Genomic DNA, 22,900 nt, shown 5'->3' with positions numbered 1-22,900 from the left:
CGTGTCCGAATGTCAGACTTGACCCCAAATTGCTTTATTTAACTACGGCGAGCTTTTCGCGTTTGGCGTTGCGGAAGGTGTAGATGGTCAGCACGCCGTCCTGCACGTCGCCGCGCTCGTCGAAGGTGATGTTGCCGGTTACGCCTTTGTGCGTGATCTTGGCCAGCACCGGCAGGTACTTGGCCGGGTCCGGCGAGCCCGCCTTCTGCATCGCTTCAACCATCGTCATCAGCGCGTCATACGTGTACGGCGAGTAGGTCTGCACGTCGATGCCGAACTTCTTCTTGTACGCGACGCGGAAATCGGCCATGCCCTTTTCCTGCGACGGCTCGACCCCGCCCGCCTCGGCGCAGATCACCTGGCCGTCGCTCATGGCGTCGCCCGCCAGGCGCGGCACCGAATCCGAACACATGCCGTCGCCGCCCATGAACTTGATCGGGATCGCCAACTGCTTCATCTGCCGCAGCATCGGCCCGGCCACCGCGTCCATGCCGCCGAAGAACACCATGTCCGGCTTGGTCGCCTTGATGGCGGTGAGGATGGCGCTGAAGTCGGTGGCCTTGTCGTTGGTGTACTGGGTCGACACCACGCTGGTGCCCGAGGCGGCCCCGCCACGCTTGATGTTCTTGACGAATTCATCGACCAGCCCCTTGCCGTAGGCGGTGCGGTCGTCGACAACGGCGATGCGCTTGGCCTTGACGTTCTGCATCGCGTAGCGCGCCAGCGCGGCGCCCAGCTGCTCGTCGTTGGCGATGTTGCGGAAGGCGGTGTTGAAGTGCTGCCGCGTGTATTGCGGATTGCTGGCCGACGGCGAGATCTGCGGTATGCCGGCGTCGTGATAAATGCGCGAGGCCGGTATCGTCGTGCCCGAGGTCTCATGGCCGATCACGCCGTTGACCCTGGCATCGACCAGCTTCTGCGCCACCACCGTGCCCTGCTTCGGATCGGCGGCGTCGTCCTCGGCCTGCAGCACGATCTTGTACTTCTTCCCGCCGATCACCACGCCCTTGGCGTTGAGCTCGTCCACCGCCATGCGGGCGCCGTTTTCGTTGTCCTTGCCCAGGTGGGCGATGGCGCCGGTCGTGGCCGCCACGTGGCCGATCCGGATCACATCCTCCGCCTGAGCCGCACCTGTGGCCGCGCACGCCAGCGCGAGCGCCGGGACCAGTTTACTTGTTATCATCCGCATAAGATTCCGTATGCCCTAGTTGGTAAATTCCACGAGAATACCATCCGGCAAATAACGACGCCATCCGTGCGTACCGACTTCCGTATCTGAAGTAAAATGACAAAATAAAAAATTTGCCATAGAGACACTAGTATGGAACTTTCACAACGAATTGCCCGCTCCCGGCCGCTGGCCACCACCGCCATGCACGGCCGCGTCGACGCCATGAAAGCGCGCGGCGAGGATGTCATCGACTTCTCCATCGCGATTTCCCATTTCCCGGCGCCCGATCCGGTGCTGCGGGCCACACGCGACGCCCTGTCGCAGCCGGCCCTGCCCTACACCACGGTCGGCGGCGACGCCGGCATCCGCGCCCGCCTGGCCGCCAAGGTCGTGCGCGAGAACGGCATCGCCGCCACGGCCGACGAGGTCATCGTCACCAACGGCGCCAAGCAGGCCCTGTACCAGGCGCTGTACGTGATGGCCGATCCGGGCGACGCCGTGATCATCTTCAAGCCGCACTGGCCGGCCTACGTCACCACCTGCAAGCTGCTGGGGCTGGTGCCGGTGCTGGTCGACCTGCCCGCCACCGTCACCGCCGACTTCCTGGCCAGCCTGCCGCCGGCCAAGATCCTGATCATCAACAACCCGCACAACCCCACCGGCGGCGTGCTGAGCGGCGACGAGATCGAGCGCATTGCCGCCTGGCTGAAGCGCACGGGCACGCGCGCCATCGTCGACGAGAGCTACGAAAAGCTGATCTTCGAAGGCGCCCACATCAGCCTGGCCGCGCGCCCGGACTGGCAGGACATCGGCATCGTCACCCTGTATTCCGCCTCGCAAAGCTACGCGATGATGGGCTGGCGCGCCGGCTTCGCGGTGGCGCCGGCCCACGTCGTCACCGCGATGGAGACGCTGCAGGGCCCGATCACCGCCGCCGCGCCGATGCTGATCCAGCTGGCGCTGGCCGCGGCCTTCGAATCGGGCGAGCCGGCCGCGATGCTGGCCGACTACCGCCAGCGCCGCGACCTGGTGCTGGACCTGGTGCACGGCCTGCCGTGGCTGACCATGCACCGCCCGGCCTCCGGCCCCTACCTGTGGGGCGACATCTCCGCGCTGACCATGGACAGCAACCAGTTCGCCGAACAGCTGCTGAGCGAGCATTCGGTGGCGCTGATGCCGGGCGAAGCGTTGGGTGCGCCAGGATTCATCCGCATCGGCTATATTTCGGACGACATCGCCACGCTGAGGCGCGGCGTCCAGGCGATCATCCGCTTTGGCAACGCACGCTATCGGAGCCGGTAAGCACCGAGCATGGCATTTCTTCTCTTTCAACTCAATAGCCTGCGCAGCCGCCTGATCCTGCTGGTGGCGCTGGCGATCGCGCCGATCGCGGTGATGACCTTGGTCGGCGGCGTGCGCGAACGCGAACACGCGATCGAAGTGGCGGAAGAGAACCTGCAGCGCCTGACCAACCTGGCCGCCGCCAACGAGGCGCAGTCGATCGAAGGCGCGCGCCAGATCCTGCGCGACCTGGCCAGCATCCCCGACCTGAACGGCGACCAGGCCCATTGCAGCCGTCTGCTGTCCAACATCCAGCGCCAGAATCCGGACTACGCCAACCTCGGCCTGATCCAGCTGAACGGCGACGTCACCTGCAGCGCCATCCCGTCGGACGCGCCGGTCAACCTGGCCGACCGCGCGCACTTCCGCCGCGCCGTCCACCTGCGCCGCTTTGTCGCCGGCGGCTATGTGTTCGGCCGCGTGATCCGCAAGCACACCATCAACCTCACCTACCCGCTGATGGGCGAGAACGACCAGGTCAAGGCGGTGGTGTTCGCCGCGCTGGATCTGACCAAGCTCGATCGCTTCGTCGCCGACATCAAGCTGCCGCCTGGATCGCTGCTGCTCACCGCCGATTCCGAAGGCAAGATCATTTCGCGCAAGCCCAATCCCGACCAGTGGTACGGCCAGATGGTGTGGCCCGAGATGCGCACCGCCATGTCCGGCGAGCCGGGCAAGCCGGTGCTGCTGACTGGCCCGGACGGCATCGAGCGGCTGCACCGCTTCGCCCGCGTCGGCAACAACGGCCTGTCCGACTACACCGTCACCATCGGCATCCCTGCCGCCGACATCACCGCCGTGGCCCGCCGCGACCAGCTGATGGACATGGCGGCGCTGGCCGTCACCGTGCTGCTGGCGCTATTGGCGGCGTGGTTCGTCGGCGACGTGCTGGTGCTGCGCCGGGTCAAGCGCCTGGCCACCACCGCCAACAACATCGCCTCCGGCTCGCTGGGCGCGCGCAGCGGCATCGTCTACGGCAACGAGGAGATCTCCGAACTGGCGCGCGCGCTGGACGCGATGGCCGAGGCGCTGCAGGCCAAGGAACAGCAGCACCTGAACGCGGAACGCCAGCTGCGCCTGGCCGACCAGCGCAAGGACGAATTCCTGGCGATGCTGGCGCACGAGCTGCGCAACCCGCTGGCGCCGATCAGCGCCGGCGCCCAGCTGCTGCAAAGCGGCCACGCCACCGAGGCGGCCGTGGCGCGCACGGCCGGCATCATCGTGCGCCAGGTGCACCACATGACGCGCCTGGTCGACGACCTGCTCGACGTCTCGCGCGTCACGCGCGGGCTGGTGACGCTCACGCGCGCGCCGCTGAACGTGGCCGATGTCGTCGCCGACGCCGTCGAACAGGCGGAGCCGCTGTTCCAGGCCAAGCAGCAGCATTTCGAACTGTCGCTGCCCGAGATCCCGCAGCGGATCGAGGGCGACCACAAACGGCTGGTGCAGGTGCTGGTCAATGTCCTCAACAACGCGGCCAAATACACGCCGGTCGGCGGCAGCGTCAAGCTGGCGGTGCGCGGCGGGCCGGGCGTGGTGCGGCTGATGATCAGCGATTCGGGCATCGGCATGTCGCAGGAGTTGCGGGCCCGCGTGTTCGAGCTGTTCGCCCAGGCCGACCGCAATCCGGACCGTTCGCAGGGCGGGCTGGGACTGGGACTGGCGCTGGTCAAATCGCTGGTGGAGCTGCATGGCGGCAGCGTCGCCGCCGACAGCGCGGGTGAAATGCAAGGCAGTACCTTCACCATCACCCTGCCCGGCGGACCGGGACAGCATGCGCCAGCCGCGCCGGCGCGGGTGGCGAAAGGCGGCGGCAAAAGGCTGCGGGTGCTGGTGGTGGACGACAACGTCGACGCCGCGCAAACGCTGCAACTGCTGCTCGACGCCTCGGGCCACGAGGTGCTGGTCGCGCACACCGCATTGGAGGCGCTGGAGATCGCCCAGCGCCAGGCGCCGGAACTGTGCCTGCTCGACATCGGCCTGCCCGACGTCAGCGGCAACGACCTGGCGCGCGGCCTGCGCGCCTTGCCGCAGACGGCCGGGTCGACGCTGGTGGCGGTGACCGGCTACGGCAGCCGCGAGGACCGCGACCAGGCCAGCGAGGCGGGCTTCGACCACTACTTCGTCAAGCCGGTCGATGTCGAGGCGCTGCTGCATTTGATCGCCGGACTGGCGTCGCCTATTCCCACGACTTAGCGATCCGTTCCAGCTCCCCGCTTTTTTCCAGCGTCTGCAAGGCGGCGCGCAGGCGCTCGGCCAGCGCGGGATCGAACCGCCGGGACACCATGAAGTACAAGGGACTGGCGGCCATCTCGGCCGGCAGTATCTTGACCTTGGACGCGACGCCGGCGCGCTCCAGCAAGGACTTCAGGCCCGGCGTGCGGTGGAAGAAAAAGCGGCCCCGGTGGGCCAGCAGCTTTTGCAGATTGAGTTTGGGATCGCCGGCGCCGGCGTCGATCCGGGTCACGCCGGCCTGCTCCAGTATCCCCACGCCGGCGAAGCCGCGATTGGCCAGCACCACGTTGTCCGGTTCCAGGCGGCGCAGGTCGTCCCAGTTGCCGACAACCGCCGTGTCGTCGATGCGCGCCACCAGGTGGTAGCGGATGGTGAACAGCGCCGGGCCGATGAACAGGTATTTCCTCTCCCGCTCCGGGTTGCGCGACAGCCCGCAGGATGCATCCTGCATGCCACGGTCAAGCGAGGAGTAAATACGCGGCAAGGGCTGCCAAGTCTGGTCGCCGGTGAATCTGAGGCCGGAGTCCAGCCGTTCGACGGCGCGCATGATGTCGATGCAGATGCCGGCCACGTGCCCGTCGCCTGAACTCTGGAATTTCGGCTCGGTGCCCTGCTGCGCCGCGGTGCGGATTTCAGTGGCGGCCAAGCCATCCCCCGCCGTCGACAGCAAGGACAGCATCGCGCTGAGCACATAAACCCGAATCGGCATGCGTAACACAATAGGCCCGCTGGCTGGCGGCGGTGGCTGCGATCAGCCCATTGTAGCGCTACGTTGCAGGATCGTCACTAATTTGCCGGTGCCCCGGCTCAGAAGTCGATGGTTTTCAGACGCCGTGTTTTGCCGTAGTGTTCATCGAAGCCATGCACCTCGATGCGCACCTTGCCGCTGGCACGCACCCGCACCAGCGCCCACGCATACGTCCTGTCCTGCGGGTTGCCGCTGTCTCCCGGCTTGGCGCTGAACGGCGAGCCGCCCGAGCCGACCATCACCTGCCACGCCTTGCCGCCGCTGGCGCGCGCCGGCTGCTGCGCGTTGAAGATGTGCTGGTGGCCGCAGAAATACGCGCCGCCGTATTCCTCCATCACCTGCCAGAACGCTTGAGCGTTGTCGGGATGGATGTCCATGCCGTCCTTCTCCAGGCCATCCTTGAAGTAGTAGGTGTAGGCCGGCTTGTGGCCGAACACGAAGAAGCGTTTGGCGCCGCGTGCCTTGGCCTGGCGGAAGTCCTCGGCCAGCCAGTGGGCCGGTCCGTGGCCGTCGTTGCCGACAGGGTCGGTGTCGATGACCGCGAAGTGGCTGCCGCCCGCATCGAAGGAGAACGTGAGCTGCGACTGGCTGGTGCGGTTGCCATCCGGCCCATCGGCCGGCGGCGCGTTGGCGGCGTCGAAGGCGGTGGCCTCGATGCCTGTGACGGCTTTCCAGCGGGCCGTATCCAGTATCAGGTCGCCCATGCTTTCGCGCCAGAGCTCCTCGTTTTCGAGGCGCGCGGTCTTGGTGGTCTTGCCCGCCGCGTCCTTGGCCTTGAACTGCATCTCGTGGTTGCCGGTCACCGGCACCACGTACGTGCCGCTTTCCATCAGGCCCGCCGTCATGCCGCGCCAGTAGGCGTACTGGCGCGCTATCGCAGCCTTGTCGGCGGTGTACCCCATGATCATGTCGCCGTTGAAGAACAAGGCTTTCGGCCGCGCCGCCTGGATCTCGCGCAGGATGCGCGACAGCGCCCGCGTGTTCTGCAGGTAGACCTTGTCCTGCGCCGTTTCGGCGCTGGCCAGGTCGGCGCGCGAGTCGCCCACGGTGGCGAACGACATCACCACCGGATCGGGCCTGGCGGCCAGCGCGGCGCCCTGGCACAGCATCAGCGCGGCGCCGCACAGCATCGTGGATAAGCGCATGCCCGCCGCCTTAGAAGTCGGCATTGAGCGAGACCGTCCAGCTGCGCTCCGGCACGAAGGTGTACTGGTCGAACGCCGCGCCCTTGCTGCTGGCCGAGATCGAAGTCGCGTCCTGCTTGTTGAAGACGTTGTTGACGCCGACCTGCAGCTTGAGCATCTTGACCACGCCGCCGCTTACGTGCCAGCGGTAGCCGGCCGTGAAGTCGGTCACGGTGTAGGCGCCGATCTGGTAGGCGGCCGGCTCGCCGTCCTTGGCGTACTGGCTGCCGTTGGTCTTGGCGATCAGCGAGCCATACAGGCCGTGGTCCTTGTACAGCAGGCCCAGTGCGGCGGTCGATTTCGGCACCTTGGCGATTTGCAGGCCGGTGTCCTTGGCCTCGGCCTTGTTGACCGAGCCGTTGGCGTGCAGCGAGAAGCCGCTGCCGATGTACAGTGTCGCCGCGCCTTCGATGCCTTTGTAAACCACGCCGCCCTGGTTGTAGTAGACCAGGTCATTGCCGGTGCCGGTCGAGGCGATCTTGTTGTTAAAGTCGATGTAGTAGACGTCCGCGTCGAAGGTCAGGCGGCCCGATTGATGCACGGTGCCCAGCTGGTAGTTGGTGGAGGTCTGCGGCTTGGGCGTGCTCAGGTTCGGGTTATTCACGTAGAACATCGACAGGTCCGGCACCAGGAAGCCGCGCGCCACCTGGGCGTAGGCCGACCATTCCTTGTTCACGGCGTAGTTCGCGGTCAGGAACGGCAAGGTCGTGTTGTAGGTCTGGTCGGCCTTGGTCGCGATGCGCGTGCCCTGGTTGACCACCGCGTCCAGCGAGCGCTTGAAGTCGACGTACTTGATCCCCGGCGTCACCGTCCATTGCGGCGCCACCGCCCATTCGAATTCGACGAAGGGCTGATACTGCTTCCACGACGAGTTCTGGTTGTACGAGACATCCTTCGGCGCGGTCGCCTCCTTCGGATTGGGCACGTTCAGCGTCCAATCCAGGTCGAAGGTGTGACGGTCGGTGTCCGAGTTCTCCAGCCAGACGCCGGTGCGCAGCAAGCCCGCATCCAGGCGCTTGGTCAGCTTGAAGATGTCGCCGTTCACGCGATAGGAATTGAGCTTGTTGTAGCCGGGGACGTTCTTGTTCCCGGCCGCGCCGGACTTGGTGCCGTTGGCGGTGGCGCCGCTGGCGTCCTGGCCGGAGAAGGTGTTGTTGTCGTAGGCGTAGGTGTAGAGCGTGTTGTCGATGCCCCAGCCGCCGTCCAGGTTCGATTGCAGGCGGATGTACTCGAAGTCGGTGCGCTTGTCGTTGTAGTTGTAGCCGAAGTAGTTCTGGCTGGTCTTGTCGTTGTTGAGCGAGTAGTTTTTACCGTACAGCGCGACCTGGTTCAACGTGACGCCCGCCTTGTCCGGCACATAGCTGTGGATCTTGTTATAGGTCGAGAACACCGTCAGCATGGTGTCCTTGCCGATCGGCTTCTGGAGCTTGAACTGGTAGTTGTCTTCCTTGACGCTGCTGTAGGTCTGGTAGCCGTCGCTGGTCAGGCGCGAGGCGTTGAACATCATGCGCGCGTCGCCGAACCGCTCCAGCTGGCCGGAGTCGATCTCCGCGCCGAGGATCTTCGTATTCCAGGAACCGTAGGTGGCGTAAGGCGAAAAGCGGAAGTCGTTCGACAGCTCCTTCGAGAACAGGTTGATCGAACCGCCGAAGGTGGCCTGCCCCAGGTTGCTGGCGTTGCCCGGTCCGCGCTCGATCACCATGCCGCCGATGATACGCGCCGGGAAGTAGGAAGTCGAATGGTGGGTCGGGTTGTTGGTGTCGCCGAACGGGATGCCGTCGTAGGTGATGTTGTACTCGCCGTCCTGGAAGCCGCGCAGCGTGACCTTCGATTCGCCCAGCCCAGGCCCGTTCGACGACAGCCCCGAACCGACGCTGGGCGCGATGCGCGCGACGGCGTTGAAGTCCGCCAGCGGCGTGACCGCCTGCTCGATGAAGGTCGCGGTGATGATGGACTGCGGCTGGGTGGCCTGCAGCGACGCCTGCACCGGCGCGCGGTTGGCGGCATTGGAACCGGTGATCACCACGCGGCTCTTGATCGCCTCCGAATCCAGCGCGGTGTTCGATACCGGCACATCGTCGGAGGGCGCGGCGGTTTGCGCCTGCACGCCACCGGACATCAAGGCCAGCGCCGCCAGAACGTGGGCCGACATGGTCGACAAGATCAAGTGCTGCTTCGGATTCTTCATTTGGCTTTCCAGTTTGCGGGGTGTAAAAACCGGAAAGTCTAAGAAACTATTGTGACAACAGTATGAATCGCTTTGATAAGCCTGCGCCGGTGCCTTCCCTAGCAGGGCGTTCATTAACGCAGAATTAAAGCCGCAAACATGAATGAAATTCATGCGCATTCAATATCCAAGAGGAAAAATAAACCACACCAACCGTTGATCGATTGGCATAAAACCAACGCATCGGCGATAATGCGAATTGTTGTCATTCCCATTTAGCTGAAAACGCATGCGTACACCATATTCCCGCGCCCTCCTTCTTCCCGCGGCGCTGCTGCTGGCCAGCCTGGCGGCGTGCAGCGGTGGCGGCGGTTCTTCCTCCGCCGCAGCCCCGTCCCCGACGCCGCCCGTGGTTGAGGCGGGCCTCAGTCAGGCCGCCAAGCTGGGCGAACTGATTTTCAAGGACCAGTCGCTGTCCGCCTCCGGCAAGCAGTCGTGCGCGACCTGCCACAGCCCGGACCACGCCCACGGGCCAACCAACAACCTGTCCGCGCAACTGGGCGGCGCCAATGGCGACGTGCAGGGCTTCCGCGCCGCGCCGTCGCTGCGCTACCTGAACCAGAACCCGGCCTTCTTCTTCGCCAAGGACGGCACGCCGACCGGCGGCATCGACCGCGACGGCCGCGCGCAAAGCCTGGCCGAACAAGCCGAACGCCCGTTCGTGGCGCCGCACGAAATGGCCAACGCCAGCAAGCAGGATGTGGTCGACAAGCTGAAAAAGGCGCCGTACGTCGAGCAGTTCCGCGCGCAGTTCGGCGCCGCGATCCTGGACAACGCCGAGCAGGCCTTCAGCCGCATGACCTTCGCGCTGCAGGCGTTCCAGCTGGAGGCGCCGGAATTCCATCCCTTCGATTCCAAGTACGACCAATTCCTGGCCGGTAAAGTGAAGCTGTCCGACCAGGAGCTGCGCGGCCTGGCGCTGTTCAACGATCCGACCAAAGGCAACTGCATCGGCTGCCACACCAGCGCGCGCGGAGCGAACGGCGCGCCGCCGCTGTTCACCGACTTCACCTTCGACAACCTCGGCGTGCCGCGCAATAAGAAGCTGGCGGCGACCGCCGATCCAACTTACTTCGACCTTGGCCTGTGTGGCCCCGACCGCACCGACCTGACCGCGCGCACCGACTTGTGCGGCGCCTTCAAGGTGCCGACGCTGCGCAACGTGGCCACGCGCCAGACCTTCTTCCACAACGGCGCCTTCGACAACCTGAAGGACGTGGTGGCGTTCTACGTGCGGCGCGACACCAATCCTGAAGAGTGGTATCCGACCGGCGCCGACGGCGTGGTGCAGAAGTTTAACGACCTGCCGCCGGAGTACCGCAAGAACGTCAACACCACCGAAGTGCCCTACAACCGCCAGCCCGGCATGGCGCCGGCGCTGTCGCCCAGCGAGATCGACGATGTCGTGGCCTTCCTCGGCACGCTGACCGACGGCTACAAATCCAACCCTTAATTCCAGAGACCCGACATGAACAAACACCTGATCGCCACCGCCCTCGCCGCCGCCTTCCTCGCCGCGCCGCTCGCCGCCACCGCGGGCGAGGCCGAACTGATGGCCCGTATCGAAAAAATGGCCGCCGAGCTGGAACAGCTGAAAGCCGAACTGAAAGCCAGCGTCAAGAAAACCGAAGCGGTCGAACAACGCCAGCAAGCCATCGCCGCGGCGGCGCCCGCGCCGGCGCCCGTGGCAGCGGCACCGGTAACGGAGCCCGCCGTTGCAGCCTCCGCGCCATCGACCATCTTCGGCGCCTACGGTGAAATCAACTACAACCGTCCGACCAAGAACGCCAGCGGCGCGCAGGCCGACGTGCGCCGCGCCGTGATCGGCGTCGAGCACCGCTTCGACCAGAAGACCAAGATGGTGGCCGAATTCGAATGGGAGCACGCGGTGGTCTCCGCCGACGACAAGGGCGAGAGCGAAGTCGAACAGCTGTACGTCGAGCGCGAATTCGGCAACGGCTTGCGCAGCAAGGTCGGTCTGTACCTGATTCCAATGGGCCTGCTGAACACCAACCACGAACCGACCGCCTACTACGGCGTCGAGCGCAACTTCGTCGAAACCGCGATCATCCCGTCGACCTGGCGCGAAGTGGGCGTGAGCCTGTCCGGCGACACCGCCGGCGGCCTGACCTGGGACACCGGCATCACCACCGGCTTCGACCTGGGCAAGTGGGACGCCGCCGGCAGCGACGGCCGCGAATCGCCGCTAGGCTCCATCCACCAGGAAGGCCAACAGGCCAAGTCGCGCGACCTGAGCGTGCACGCGGCGCTGAACTGGCGCGGCGTGCCCGGCCTGCTGGTGGGCGGCTCCGTCTTCACCGGCAAGGCCGGCCACAAGGCCGACGGCTTCACCGCCAACGACGCCCGCATCACCATGGTCGACCTGCACACCCGCTACACGCCGGGCCGCTGGGACCTTTCGGCGCTGTACGCGCGCGGCCAGATCAGCAACACCGAGGCGCTCAACGAAACGCTGGTCGGCAATCCGACCCCGGTGCCGAAGAGCTTTGCCGGCTGGTACACGCAGGCCGCGTACCGCCTGATGGAAGTGGGCGACTACACGCTCAGCCCCTTCGTGCGCTACGAGCAGTTCAACACCGCCAAGAGCTACGCCGCCGTGCCGCAAGGCCTGGGCGTGGCCGCCTCGCCTGACGAGAAAGTCACCACCGTCGGCGCCAACCTGAAGGTCGGCGAAGGCGTGGTGCTGAAGGCGGACTACCAGAAGTTCAAGGAGGACAAGTCGCGCGACCGCCTGAACCTGGGCATGGGCTTCTCGTACTGATATGCGCTACCGCCACTTGATCCCCCTGGCGGCGTGCGCCGCCTGCGCGCCGGCCTTCGCGGCGCAGTACCTGAACGCGGAACAGGCGCAGAAGCTGATGTTCCCGGAGGCGACCGCGTTCCGCCAGCAGGACCTGGCGCTGTCGCTGGCGCAGATGCAGCAGGTGGAGAAGCTGGCCGGCCTGGCCGCACGCTCGGTCAACTGGCGCGTGGTCGGCGCCTACAGCGGCGACCAGCTGCTGGGCTACATGGTGCTCGACGACGTGATCGGCAAGTTCGAGCTGATCTCGTACGCGGTCGGCCTCAATCCCGACGCCACCGTGCGCCAGATCGAGATCCTGACCTATCGCGAGAGCCACGGCGGCGAGATCCGCCTGCCGGCCTGGCGCCACCAGTTCGTTGGCAAGTCGGCGCGCACGGGCGGGCTGACGGTGGGCGATGGCATCGCCAACATCAGCGGCGCCACCCTCTCCTGCACCCACCTGACCGACGGCGTGCGGCGCATCGCCGCCGTGGCCCAGGTGGCGCTGAAAAAATGATGCGCCGCGCCCAGCCCTGGCTGGGCACCCTGGTCGATATCACGGCGGATGGCGATCCGCAGGCGGAAGCACAGTCGATCACACAAGCCTTCGCCGAGATCGCGCTGGTGCATCGCCTGATGAGTTTTCACGACGCCGCCAGCGACGTCTCGCGCCTGAACCGCGCGGCGCCGGGCGAGCTGCTGGAACTGCACCCGCACACGTGGCGGGTGCTGCAGCTGGCGGCGCGCATGACGGAGCTGTCGCACGGCCTGTTCAACATCGCCTGCGCGCCGCGCCTGGTGGACTGGCGGTGCCTGCCGCGCCCCGGCGCTGCGGACTCGCCGCCGTACCAGCCGGCGCTGGCCGTGTACCGCTGCGAGCAATCGCCGATGGTGTGCAAGCTGGCGCCGGGATGGGTGGACCTGGGCGGCATCGCCAAGGGTTACGCGGTCGATCTCGCGGTCGAGGCCTTGCAGCGCGCCGGCGTCGCCAGCGGCTGCGTCAACGCCGGCGGCGACCTGCGCGCCTTCGGCGAGCGTAACTGGCCGGTGGCGGTGCGCGATCCGCAGGCGCCGCAGCGCGTCGGCGCCCAGCTGGTGCTGCGCAACGAGGCGCTGGCGACATCGGCCTCCTATTTTTCCGCGCGCCGCCACGGCGGCCGGCAAGTGAGCGCGCTGGTCGACGGCCGCAGCGGCGAGCCGCTGGTGACGCCCGCCAGCGTGTCGGTGCGGGCGCCGCGCTGCGACATCGCCGACGCGCTGACCAAGGTGGTGCTGGCCAGCGGCGATGCGCGCCACCCCGCGCTGGCCGGATTGCATGCCGCAGCGTTTATAATCTAGCCGATGCATACACACCGTCACCGTCCCCACATCAACCTGCGCGTCGAGCGCTGGCACCGCCGCTGCATCTACGCCAGTTTCGCCGCGCTGCTGCTGAGCGGCGCCGCATGGCTGCTGGCGCGCTACTTCTTCCGCCCTGTCGGACAATTCGGCGAAACCGTCAATCCATTGGAACCGTGGTCGATGAAGCTGCATGGCGCCGCCGCGATGGCGATGCTGTTCTTCATCGGCAGCCTGATGAATGCGCACATCCGCCGCGCGCTCAAGGCCGGCCGCAACCTGGCGACCGGCTGGGGCATGATAGGCGCGATGGCGCTGCTGACCGCCAGCGGCTTCGGCCTGTACTATCTCGCGGGCGAAAGCGACCGACCCGTGTGGTCGGCGATCCACTGGGCCATCGGGCTGGCCGCCGCGCTGCTGTTCGTGGCGCACGTGGTGTTGGGCCGCCGCGCCGTGCACCACCCCTGAGCGCCGTCAGAACCAGCCGTCAGTTGGCCTTGGCCGCGTCGTCCAGATTGAGGCCGCTCATCTGCAGCGCGATGGCCAGCGCCGTGTCTGCCGTGGCCAGGTGGGCATGGAACCACGGCAGCACCAGGCCGACGGTGCTGCGGCAGTTTTTCAGGTCGTCCAGGTCCAGTTGGCTCAGCTTGCTCAGCACGCGCGCGTGCTGTTCGCGGTGGCTGTGCAGGGCGGGATAGTCGATCGCCTCCATCAGCGTTTCCTCATGGCGGAAGTCGGCTTCCAGGCAGTCCACCAATTGCTCCAGCCCGGCGGCGAAGTCTTGGTCCTTGCTGTGCATGAGTGTCTTGATCTGCTCTGCCAGCGCCTCGTGCGCCTCGTCGAACAGCGGTATGCCCAGCGCCATGTCCGGGGTCCAGCCGGTTTCTTCCATGATATGCCTCTTTGTGGTTCGGGCCGGCGCAGGCTGCGCCGCCAACCATGACTATGGGCGGTTGGCGCGGCCAAATCCATGATGCAGATCAAATAATCCGGGGCTGCCCTCACTCGATCGCGGCGCGCTCCTGCACGCCGGTGCACTTGGCCAGCCACACGCGGAACTGGTCGGCGGGCAGCGGCCGGCCGTACAGATAGCCCTGGTAGCGGTGGCAGCCCGACTGCTCCAGCAGCGCCGCCTGCTCGGCGGTCTCCACGCCCTCGGCGATGACGTCCAGGCCCAGGCTGCGGGAAATGGCGATGATGGTCAGCACGATGGCCTGGTCGCTGCTGTCGCTGGCCAGGTCGCGCACGAACGAGCGGTCGATCTTGAGCTGGCTCAGCGGCAGGCGCTTGAGGTATTGCAGCGACGAGTAGCCGGTGCCGAAATCGTCCAGCGAGAAGCGCACGCCGAGGTGGCGCAACTGCTGCATGATGTTGATGGTTTCCTCGATATTCTCCAGCAGCATGCCCTCGGTCAGCTCCAGCTTGAGCAGCGCCGGGTCGATGCCGTGGCGCTCCAGCGCGGCCCGCACCTGCTCGCAGAAATCGCGCTGGTGGAACTGGGCGGCGCTGACGTTGACCGCCATCACCAGATGCGCCATGCCCGGCTCGTTTCGCCACTGCCGCAGCTGGGCGCAGGCCGTGTCGATCACCCACTGGCCGATCGGCACGATCAGGCCGGTCTCCTCGGCCACCGGGATGAAGCTGTCCGGCGCCATGAAGCTGCGGTCGGCCAGGCGCCAGCGGATCAGCGCCTCGGCGCCGATCGGCTTGCCAGTCCCGTTCACCTGGACCTGGTAGTACAGCTCGAACTGATGCTCGAGGATGGCGTGGCGCAGCGCTTCCTCCAGCCGCGCCCGGCTGCTGATGCTGTCCTGCATTTTCTGGTCGAAGAAGCGCAGGCCGTTGCGGCCGGTCTGCTTGGCCTGGTACATGGCGATGTCGGCCTGCATCAGCAACTCCTCCGGCTGCGCCGGCCAGCCGTCGTGGAACAGCGTCACGCCCATGCTCGGCGTGCTGTGGCACTGGTGCGCGCCCAGCGTATAGGGGTGGTTGAGCTCGCTCAGGATCTTCGCGCCCACCGCCTCGGCGTGCGCGATCGCGCCCGGCTCGTCGCAGCCCAGGCCCTCCAGCAGCACCACGAATTCGTCGCCGCCCAGGCGCGCCACCGTGTCGCCCTGGCGCAGGCAGGCCTGCAGGCGCGCGCCCACCTGTTGCAGCAGCAGGTCGCCGATGTTGTGGCCCAGCGTGTCGTTGAGCGTCTTGAAATTGTCGAGGTCGATGAACATCAGCCCGCCGTAGCGGTCGTGCAGCTTGCTCGCGTCCAGCACCTGGCGCAGCCGCTCGAGCAGCATGCGGCGGTTGGGCAGGCGGGTCAGCGGATCGTAGAACGCCAGCGTGCGGATGGCGTCGCTGGCGGCCTTGCTCAGGGTGATGTCGCTCAGTCCCGCCACGTAGTTGCTGACGTGGCCCTCCTGGTCGCGCACCGCCGCGATGCTCAGGTGCTCGGGATAGACCTCGCCGTTCTTGCGGCGGTTCCAGATTTCGCCGGCCCAGCTGCCTTGCTCGGCGATCGTGGTCCACATGGCCTTGTAAAAGTCGGCGTCGTGGCGGCCCGAGCTGAGCATGCGCGGCGTGCGGCCCACCGCCTCCGCCATCGTGTAGCCGGTGATGCGGGTGAAGGCCCGGTTGACCTTGAGGATCACGCCGCGGCTGTCGGTCACCATCAGGCCCTCGGACGACTCGAACGCGATGGCGGCGATGCGCAGGTCGGCGTCGGCCAGGTGGCGCTCGGTGATGTCCTCGTGCACCACCAGCGCGCCCTGCCAGTTGTGCGCCATCGGCGACACCGTCATGCGGAACCAGCGCTGCCGGTCGGCCGTGTGGCTGGCGTACTCCATCTGGAACTGGCGGCTGCGCCCGGCCAGCACCGCGCCGACGCCGGCCTCGGCCTTGATGCCGCCGTTCTCCTCCAGGCCCTCGGCCGCGCGGCAGGCGGCCAGATAGTCGCTGCCGATGTCCGGCGTCAGCATCGCCTGCCCCGGCAGCGGCAGCAGCTGGCCGCTCTGGCGCCAGGCGGCGTTGACGGCCAGCACCGCACCATCCCTGGCCAGCACGGCGATCTGTTCGTGCAGCGCGTCGAACACGGCGCAGGCGGCGTCCAGGCAGGCGCCGTCCGGCCCCGGCGACGCCGGCCGCAACGCCGCCGACAACGCCCCCTCCGTCGTGATGCAGGAAAAATCGCAACGCGCGCCATCCGCGCGTGACGTGGCTCGTGGTCTCTGGTGGTGGGTCATGAGTAGCCTCGATACAAGATAGTTTCCACAAGGATACTGATCCAAATCAATAAAAGATTTGATACATATCAATTTTCGGCAAGGCCGTCCGGCGCGCCGGCGCCGCCCCAGCGCATCACCATGGCGTGGAACTGGGCCGCGCTGAACGGCTTGCTCAGGTAATCGTCCATGCCGGCCGCGACGCAGCGTTCGCGGTCGCCTTCGATCACGCTGGCCGTCAGCGCCACCACCGGCGTGCGGGCCAGGCCCTCGGCCGCCTCGCGCGCGCGCCAGCGGCGGCAGGCGTCGTAGCCATCCAACACTGGCATCATGCAATCCATCAGCACCAGGTCGTAGCGCCGCGCCGCCAGCGCGTCGAGCGCCTGCTGGCCGTCCGGCGCCTCGTCCACCTGCCAGCCCTGGCGGGCCAGCAGCACCCGCGCCAGTTGCCGGTTCATCTCGTTGTCCTCCGCCACCAGGATGCGCCGTTGCGACATGCTGACCTCGGCCGGCGGCGCGGCGGGCGCGGCCGGTGCGCCGCCGGGGGCCAGCCGCACCGGCAGGTCGAAGGCGAAGCGGGCGCCGGCGCCGGGCTGGCTGGCGCAGGTGATGTGTCCGCCCATCAGTTCCAGCAGGCGCTTGCAGATCGCCAGGCCCAGGCCGGTGCCGCCGTACTGGCCGCTGATGGTGCTGTCGGCCTGCGTGTAGGGTTCGAACAGCCGCACCTGCGCCGCCTCCGAGATGCCGATGCCCTGGTCGCTGACCGCGTAGCGCAGGCGCCACAGGCCGGTCTGCGCGCCATCGACCTCGGCGCAGTACTCCAGCGCGATCACGCCGGACGGGCTGAACTTGATGGCGTTGCTGAGCAGGTTGCCCAGCACCTGCCGCAGGCGCGCGGCGTCGCCCCGCACCCACAACGGGCCGGTGCCGGCGCTGACCTCCAGCCGCAGGCCCTTGCGCTCGGCGGCCGCGCGGTGCAGCGCGACCACCTGCTCGAGCTGGGCGGCCGGATCGAACGGCTGCTGCTCCAGCTGCATGTGGCCGGATTCGATCTTGGAAAAGTCCAGCACGTCGTTGATAATGTGGGTCAGCTCGCCGATGCCGCGGCAGACGTTCTGCGCGTAGCCGCGCTGCACCGGATCCAGCCCGGTCTCCAGCAGCAGCTCGGCCATGCCGGCCACGCCGCCCATCGGCGTGCGGATCTCGTGGCTCATCATGGCCAGGAAGCGCGACTTGGCCAGGTTGGCGGCGTCGGCTTGGCGCTGCAGGGCCTGCGCCTGTTCGGCGTCGCGCGCGCGCCGGGCCAGCAGGCGTCCCACCAGCCAGAACGCGGCCAACAGGCCCAGCGTGCCGGCCAGCGCGACCGCCGCCAGCAGCTTCAGGTTGCGCCACCAGCCCGCCAGCAGCAGGTCCTCGGTGATGGTGGCGTTGATGATCAGCGGATAGTTGTGCACCCGCCGCACCGCGCCCATGCGCAGCACCGGCCGCAGGCCGTCGGCCACGCGCGGCGCGCGGGTGATGCGCACGTCGGCGTCCAGCCCGTCGGCGATGACCGCCTGCGTGACGCCGGTGGCGACCTTGGTGCCCATCAGGTTTTCCGCCTGCGGCCAGCGCGCCATCAGCGTGTAGTCGTCGCGGTACAGCGAGACCGACGCGTGCTGGCCCAGGCTGACGCGGCGGAAATAGTCGACGAAGTAGTCCACCGAGATGCCGACCAGGACCACGCCGGCGAAGCTGCCGTCGGCGTGGTTGAGCCGGCGGCTCAGGTAGTACACCCAGCGGTCCGTGACCTTGTTGCGCACCGGCGCGCTGACGAAGGGCGCCGCGCTGGCGTGGTCGCGATGCCAGATGAAATAGTCGCGCTCCACCACATTGACGGCCGGCGCCGGATAGGAACGGCTGAAATTGAGCAGCTCGCCCCGGGCATCGATCAGGCTGATGACATCCACCTGCCGCAGGCCGGTGCCGATGTCGCGCATCGTCTGGAACAGCTGCCGCGCGCGCAGCGGCGCGTGCTCGTCGTCGCCGCCGCGCAGCAGCGCCTGCGCGACCTCGGTGGTGCTGTCCAGCACCTCGAAGCCGGACGCCATGCTCTGCGCCGTGGTCTCCGCCAGCATCCGCGACAGGTTGCCCAGCCCCTGGCGCCAGTCGTCGATCTCGTGGCCGCGCAGGATGTAGCCGACGCCAAACGTGGTGACGGCCAGCAGCAGCAACAGCGAGGCGCCGATCAACGCCAGCGCGCGCCTGGCCTCCGGCAGCGCGCGCAACCATGCGCGCGGCGAGTAGCGCCGCAGCGACCAGCGCGTCATCGGCCATCCTCCGCGCCATCGTAGCGGACCATGCTGAGGGCCACCTCGTCCATGACCTGGCGGAACAGCGGCGCCAGCGCGGCGTCCGGCGCCGGCGCCACCCCGGCGCGCGCCTGCCGTTCCAGCGCCTGCAGCAGCGCGCTCAGCTGCTCCGCCCCCACCAGCACCGTCATGCCCTTGAGCGCATGGCTGGCGGCGGCGATCGCGGCGGGACTTCCCAGCCGCAGGGCCTGCTCCAGCCTGGCCTGCAACGGCGGCGCGTGGTCGAGGAAGGTTTGCGCCAGCGCGCGGAAGGTCTGCAGGTCGGCGCCCGCGGCCTGCCACAGCACGCCCGGCGCGGTGGCTCGGTAGTGGGCGCTCATGCGGCCTCCAGATGACCGCCGCCGTCCGGCTCCAGGCGCTGGGCCGGCAGTTCGACCACGAACACGGCGCCGCCGCTGTCGCTTCTCCGCAGGCGCAGGCGGCCGCGCATCAGCGACGCCAGCCGGCTGGCGATCGCCAGGCCCAGGCCGGCGCCCTCCTTGGCGCGGCTGGCGGTGTCGTCGGCCTGCGAAAAGTTCTCGAAGATCGCGCGGCGCATGGCCTCCGGCACGCCCGGCCCGGTGTCGCGCACCTCGCAGCGCAGGCCGCCGCCGGGGCCTGGCGCGACCCGCAGCAGCACCGAGCCGGCCGTGGTGGCGGAAATCGCGTTGAGCAGCAGGATGTCGAGGATGCGCAGCAGCTTGACGCGGTCGCACGGCCACACGGCGGGCAGGCCGGCCTCCATTTGGGCGTTCAGCGCCAGGCCCTTGAGCACCGCCGCCTCGCGATGGCGCGACAACGCCAGCTGCGGCAGATCGGCCATCACCATGGGCTCGACCACCAGCGGCTCGCGCCCCGACTCCAGCGCGCTCAGCTCCAGCACCGCTTCCACCAGGCCCAGCAGCCGCAGGCCGCTGCGGTGGATGGCGTCGGCGAAACCGCCGGCGCGGCTGGCGCCCATCTCGATCTGCAGCAGTTCGGAGTAGCCCAGGATGCCGTTCAGCGGCGTGCGCAGTTCATGCGACATATTGGCCAGGAAGCGCGACTTGGCGAGGTTGGCGGCCACCGCGCGCGCCCTGCTCCTGATGAGCTGGCCGAACAGGATGTGCAGGCCCAGCGTGCACAGCAGGATCACCGTGGTGGCGCCCGCCGCCAGCGCCAGCGTGCGCTGCCGGCTGGCGTCGTAGCGCGCCATGCATTCCCGCAGGTCGATGCCGACCAGCACATACAACGGGAAGCGCTCCAGCCGCTGAAAGGCGTAGATGCGGTCGCGGCCGTCGACCGGGCCGGCTTCGGTGGTCGTGCCCTGGCGCTGGGCGCGCATGGCGGCAAACAGGGGGCTGGCGGAAATATCCTGGCCCAGGCTGCTGTCCTTGCCGACCCGGCGCACCCGCATGACGCCGTCCGCGCCGACCAGCGCGATCAAGCCCTGGCGGCCGACGTCGATGTCCTGGTACAGGCGGGTGAAATACTGCGGGTCCATGGACGCCACCACCACGCCGCGGAAGCGGCCGTCGGGATAGTTGACGCGCCGCGTCAGCTGCAGCGACCACTTGTTCGACACCCGGCCCAGAATGGGCTTGCTGATGTACAGCAGGCCCTCGTCGCTGTTCATGTGGACCCGGATATGCTCGCGGTCGGCCACGTTGGTGGACTTGAACGGCATGCTCGACAGCGTCACGTTCCCGTGCTCGTCGACGATGCTGAACTGGTTGAAGATGTCGGCCGGCCCCAGGCCGTCCTGCAGCTCGCGCTTGATGTCCAGGCGCGCGCCCTCCACCTCGTAGCGGTGGCGCAGGAAAATCACCGCCTGGTCGGCCGCCTCCAGCGTGCGGGCCGCGTGCTCGTTGAACAGGCGGCCCAGCGCCTGGGCGTCGCGGCGGGCGTCGTCGATCTGCAGGCGCTTCGACTCATCGAGCTGATGCAGCGTCAAGGTCCAGCCGCCGGCCACCAGCAGCAGAGCGATGCTCCACAACAGCCAGCGCACGTCGAATCGCCCCATGACCTTCTGCCACATCCTGCCTCCCGCGCCTGAGAATTACTCAACGGAAAATTTTGGTATGGAGCGATCCTGCCTGAAACTCAAATATTTGTCAAATTCAATTAATTCGTTAGATTAGGTGTCGTACTGGGCGGCCCGCTGCAGTTGCGCGCAGCAGGCCCGCATATAGCCGCGCAACTCGTCGTAGTTGACCGGCTTGCCGAAAAACACCACGCCGGGCGGCACGCCGCCGCGCTCGGCCAGGTCCTCGGCCGTCAGGCTGGAGACGATGGCGATATGCATGCCCGCCAGTTGCGGATCGGCCAGGATGGTCTTGACCACTTCATAGCCGTCGATGCCGTCCATGATGATGTCGGCCAACATCACCTGCGGCCGCCGGCGCGCGATCTCCATCAGCGCCTGGTAGCCGTTCTCGCAGAACGTCAGGCTGACCGGCAAGTCCCACATGGCGAACTGGCGCTGGTACACGGCGCGCTGCAGCGGGCTGTCCTCGACCACCAGCACCGTGGCCTCGCCGCTCTGGCGCGCCGGCCGGGCGGCGCCGTCCGCCGCCGGCGCGGCCTTGTAGCGCAGCACCGCCGACAAGGGAATGCGGCGGTGGCCGCCCTGGGTCTTCCAGGCCTCGATCACGCCCGACTCCACCAGTTGTTGCACAGAGGATACGGAAATCCCGAGCAGTTCCGCTGCGCGCTGGGTAGTGCACACCTCGTCCGCCGGGGTATCGCTGCGTTTCATCGTCACATATTCCTCACAACAAAAAATAAAAAAATCAATTTCAACATATTTTTACCGAATTCAATATAATCGGTGAAAATTCAGCGCAATGCTTGGCGCCAAAGGTTGTATCCCCATTATGCCGCCGAATCGGCAACTTGGCGAACGCCTTGGCAAACAATCAAATTCGCTGGATTTGCGGTCCACGCCAGCCCGATTTCCCAGCAGGAGAGCCAACATGCAGATTCTGATCGTCGACGACAATCCCGCCAATCTTGAATTGTTCGGGCACATGCTGGAAATGTTGTGCGATAGTCCGCCGGTATCGATGAGCGATCCGGCAGCGGCCCTGGCCTGGTGCGCGGATCACGACCCCGACGTGGTGCTGGTGGACTACATGATGCCGGAGATCGACGGCCTGGAATTCCTGCGCCGCTTCCGCGCCCTGCCCGGCAAGGAGCAGACGCCGCTGGTGATGGTCACCGCCGACACCCAGAACAAGATCCGCCATGAGGCGCTGCGCCTGAGCGCCAACGACTTCCTGACCAAGCCGGTCAATTTCATCGAACTGAACGCCCGGGTCGGCAACCTGCTGGCGCTGCGCCGGGCCCAGCGGCAACTGGCCCACCACGCGGCCAGGCTGGCCGACGAGGTGCGCAAGGCCACGGCCGACATCGCGGCGCGCGAGCGCGAGGCGATCTACCGGCTGTCGCGCGCGGCGGAATTCCGCGACCCGGAAACCGGCAGCCACCTGCTGCGCATGGCGGCCTTTTCCGAGCTGATCGCCCGCAACCTCGGCCTGCCGGAGGACGAGTGCGAGCGCATCCTCGCGGCCGCGCCGATGCACGACATCGGCAAGCTGGGCATTCCGGACGCCATCCTGCTCAAGCCCGGTCCGCTCGACAGCACCGAGCTGGAGATCATGCGCCGCCACGCGCAAATCGGCGCCGACATCCTGGCCGACAGCGCCTCGCCGCTGCTGCAGGCCGGCGCGCTGATCGCCGCCAGCCACCACGAGCGCTTCGACGGCAGCGGCTATCCGCGCGGCCTGGCCGGCGAAGCCATTCCGCTGTACGGCCGCATCGTGGCCGCCGCCGACGTGTTCGACGCGCTGACCTCGGCCCGTCCCTACAAGCCGGCCTGGAGCTTCGCGCAGGCGCGCAGCGCGATGGACGCCGGCTGCGGCAGCCACTTCGACCCCGCCTGCGTGGCCGCGCTGTTCCGCGACGAGGCGGCGCTGGCCGCCATCCGCCAGCGCTACGACGATCACCCCCCATCCCCACAACAACAACTCAAGGAGGCCGCATGAACGCCTACGAAACCCCACTGACCTCGGCCGCCGCGCGCTGCCCGCATCCGCTGCTCGACAACATCCTCGACCATCTCAGCCTGAAGAACGACGCCGCGCTGGCCAAGGCCCTGAACATCGCGCCGCCGCGCATCAGCAAGATACGGCGCGGCCGCATGGAAGTGAGCGCGGCCCTGCTGCTGCGCCTGCATGAAGTGGCGAACATTCCAGTGGCCGAATTGCGCCGCATGGTGCAGGACGCCCAGCAGATGGAGACTCCGCCCCAGATGCGCTGAGGCGGCCCGTT

Annotated in this window: 19 protein-coding genes; 9 read left to right on the top strand and 10 right to left on the bottom strand. The window is 67.4% G+C overall.

The window, feature by feature from the left end; translation table 11 throughout:
* Positions 1-34: 34 nt before the first annotated feature.
* Complete coding sequence (locus ACUJB0_RS00210) at positions 35-1,183, bottom strand: branched-chain amino acid ABC transporter substrate-binding protein (RefSeq protein ID WP_444843429.1); 1,149 nt, start codon at positions 1,181-1,183, stop codon at positions 35-37.
* A 138-nt stretch (positions 1,184-1,321) separates the two neighbouring features.
* On the opposite strand from ACUJB0_RS00210, the gene ACUJB0_RS00205 reads away from it, so the two are divergent.
* Positions 1,322-2,473 (top strand): pyridoxal phosphate-dependent aminotransferase, encoded by a 1,152-nt coding sequence (locus ACUJB0_RS00205; RefSeq protein ID WP_444843428.1) that lies wholly within the window; start codon positions 1,322-1,324, stop codon positions 2,471-2,473.
* Between the two features lie 9 nt (positions 2,474-2,482).
* A complete protein-coding gene (locus ACUJB0_RS00200) occupies positions 2,483-4,708 on the top strand; it encodes an ATP-binding protein (protein ID WP_444843427.1) in 2,226 nt (741 codons plus the stop codon).
* Here ACUJB0_RS00200 and ACUJB0_RS00195 read toward each other — a convergent pair.
* The 3 genes from ACUJB0_RS00195 to ACUJB0_RS00185 all read right to left on the bottom strand — a co-directional run bounded on the left by ACUJB0_RS00195 (position 4,692) and on the right by ACUJB0_RS00185 (position 8,867).
* Positions 4,692-5,456 (bottom strand): substrate-binding periplasmic protein, encoded by a 765-nt coding sequence (locus ACUJB0_RS00195; RefSeq protein ID WP_444843426.1) that lies wholly within the window; start codon positions 5,454-5,456, stop codon positions 4,692-4,694. The genes ACUJB0_RS00200 and ACUJB0_RS00195 overlap by 17 nt on opposite strands.
* A gap of 98 nt (positions 5,457-5,554) precedes the next feature.
* The gene (locus ACUJB0_RS00190) at positions 5,555-6,640 is read right to left on the bottom strand and encodes a metallophosphoesterase family protein (RefSeq protein WP_444843425.1); all 1,086 of its coding nucleotides are present in this window, start codon (positions 6,638-6,640) and stop codon (positions 5,555-5,557) included.
* Between the two features lie 10 nt (positions 6,641-6,650).
* Positions 6,651-8,867 carry a TonB-dependent receptor gene (locus ACUJB0_RS00185; protein ID WP_444843424.1) on the bottom strand — a complete coding sequence of 739 codons (2,217 nt, stop codon included), beginning with the start codon at positions 8,865-8,867 and terminating at the stop codon, positions 6,651-6,653.
* A 268-nt stretch (positions 8,868-9,135) separates the two neighbouring features.
* Between ACUJB0_RS00185 and ACUJB0_RS00180 the strand changes: the two genes are divergently transcribed.
* Genes ACUJB0_RS00180 through ACUJB0_RS00160 form a run of 5 tightly spaced genes read left to right on the top strand, consistent with a single transcriptional unit; the run spans position 9,136 to position 13,515 of the window.
* Complete coding sequence (locus tag ACUJB0_RS00180; protein ID WP_444843423.1) at positions 9,136-10,359, top strand: cytochrome-c peroxidase; 1,224 nt, start codon at positions 9,136-9,138, stop codon at positions 10,357-10,359.
* A gap of 15 nt (positions 10,360-10,374) precedes the next feature.
* Positions 10,375-11,688, top strand: a complete 1,314-nt coding sequence (locus ACUJB0_RS00175; protein WP_444843422.1) for a putative porin — start codon at positions 10,375-10,377, stop codon at positions 11,686-11,688.
* Position 11,689: 1 nt separating this feature from the next.
* On the top strand, positions 11,690-12,226 hold the full coding sequence (locus ACUJB0_RS00170) for an FMN-binding protein (protein WP_444843421.1): 537 nt from the start codon (positions 11,690-11,692) through the stop codon (positions 12,224-12,226).
* Positions 12,223-13,047, top strand: coding sequence for an FAD:protein FMN transferase (locus ACUJB0_RS00165; RefSeq protein WP_444843420.1), 825 nt, complete (start codon positions 12,223-12,225; stop codon positions 13,045-13,047). The genes ACUJB0_RS00170 and ACUJB0_RS00165 overlap by 4 nt, the downstream gene beginning before the upstream one ends.
* Positions 13,048-13,050: 3 nt before the next feature.
* Positions 13,051-13,515 (top strand): DUF4405 domain-containing protein, encoded by a 465-nt coding sequence (locus ACUJB0_RS00160; protein ID WP_444843419.1) that lies wholly within the window; start codon positions 13,051-13,053, stop codon positions 13,513-13,515.
* A 19-nt stretch (positions 13,516-13,534) separates the two neighbouring features.
* Here the strand turns inward: ACUJB0_RS00160 and ACUJB0_RS00155 are convergent, their stop codons facing one another.
* The 6 genes from ACUJB0_RS00155 to ACUJB0_RS00130 all read right to left on the bottom strand — a co-directional run bounded on the left by ACUJB0_RS00155 (position 13,535) and on the right by ACUJB0_RS00130 (position 21,326).
* Positions 13,535-13,939 (bottom strand): bacteriohemerythrin, encoded by a 405-nt coding sequence (locus ACUJB0_RS00155; protein ID WP_444843418.1) that lies wholly within the window; start codon positions 13,937-13,939, stop codon positions 13,535-13,537.
* A 109-nt stretch (positions 13,940-14,048) separates the two neighbouring features.
* Positions 14,049-16,196 (bottom strand): putative bifunctional diguanylate cyclase/phosphodiesterase, encoded by a 2,148-nt coding sequence (locus ACUJB0_RS00150; RefSeq protein WP_444843417.1) that lies wholly within the window; start codon positions 16,194-16,196, stop codon positions 14,049-14,051.
* Between the two features lie 152 nt (positions 16,197-16,348).
* A complete protein-coding gene (locus ACUJB0_RS00145) occupies positions 16,349-18,568 on the bottom strand; it encodes a hybrid sensor histidine kinase/response regulator (protein ID WP_444843416.1) in 2,220 nt (739 codons plus the stop codon).
* The gene (locus tag ACUJB0_RS00140) at positions 18,565-18,930 is read right to left on the bottom strand and encodes an Hpt domain-containing protein (RefSeq protein WP_444843415.1); all 366 of its coding nucleotides are present in this window, start codon (positions 18,928-18,930) and stop codon (positions 18,565-18,567) included. Before ACUJB0_RS00140 ends, ACUJB0_RS00145 begins: the two co-directional genes overlap by 4 nt.
* The gene (locus ACUJB0_RS00135) at positions 18,927-20,606 is read right to left on the bottom strand and encodes a sensor histidine kinase (RefSeq protein WP_444843414.1); all 1,680 of its coding nucleotides are present in this window, start codon (positions 20,604-20,606) and stop codon (positions 18,927-18,929) included. Before ACUJB0_RS00135 ends, ACUJB0_RS00140 begins: the two co-directional genes overlap by 4 nt.
* 99 nt (positions 20,607-20,705) lie before the next feature.
* Positions 20,706-21,326: a response regulator gene (locus tag ACUJB0_RS00130; protein WP_444843413.1), complete on the bottom strand. Its 621-nt coding sequence runs from the start codon at positions 21,324-21,326 to the stop codon at positions 20,706-20,708.
* Positions 21,327-21,543: 217 nt separating this feature from the next.
* Between ACUJB0_RS00130 and ACUJB0_RS00125 the strand changes: the two genes are divergently transcribed.
* The gene (locus tag ACUJB0_RS00125) at positions 21,544-22,614 is read left to right on the top strand and encodes an HD domain-containing phosphohydrolase (protein WP_444843412.1); all 1,071 of its coding nucleotides are present in this window, start codon (positions 21,544-21,546) and stop codon (positions 22,612-22,614) included.
* Entirely contained in the window at positions 22,611-22,889 is a 279-nt protein-coding gene (locus ACUJB0_RS00120) for a helix-turn-helix domain-containing protein (protein WP_444843411.1), read from the top strand. The genes ACUJB0_RS00125 and ACUJB0_RS00120 overlap by 4 nt, the downstream gene beginning before the upstream one ends.
* The last annotated feature ends 11 nt before the right edge of the window (positions 22,890-22,900 follow it).

It is taken from the genome of Duganella caerulea (assembly GCF_040362985.1).
GTDB classification, from domain to species: Bacteria; Pseudomonadota; Gammaproteobacteria; order Burkholderiales; family Burkholderiaceae_D; genus Rugamonas; species Rugamonas vulcania.
The sequence above is the reverse complement of the archived record's forward strand: the minus strand, read 5'-3'. Positions and strand labels throughout refer to the sequence as shown.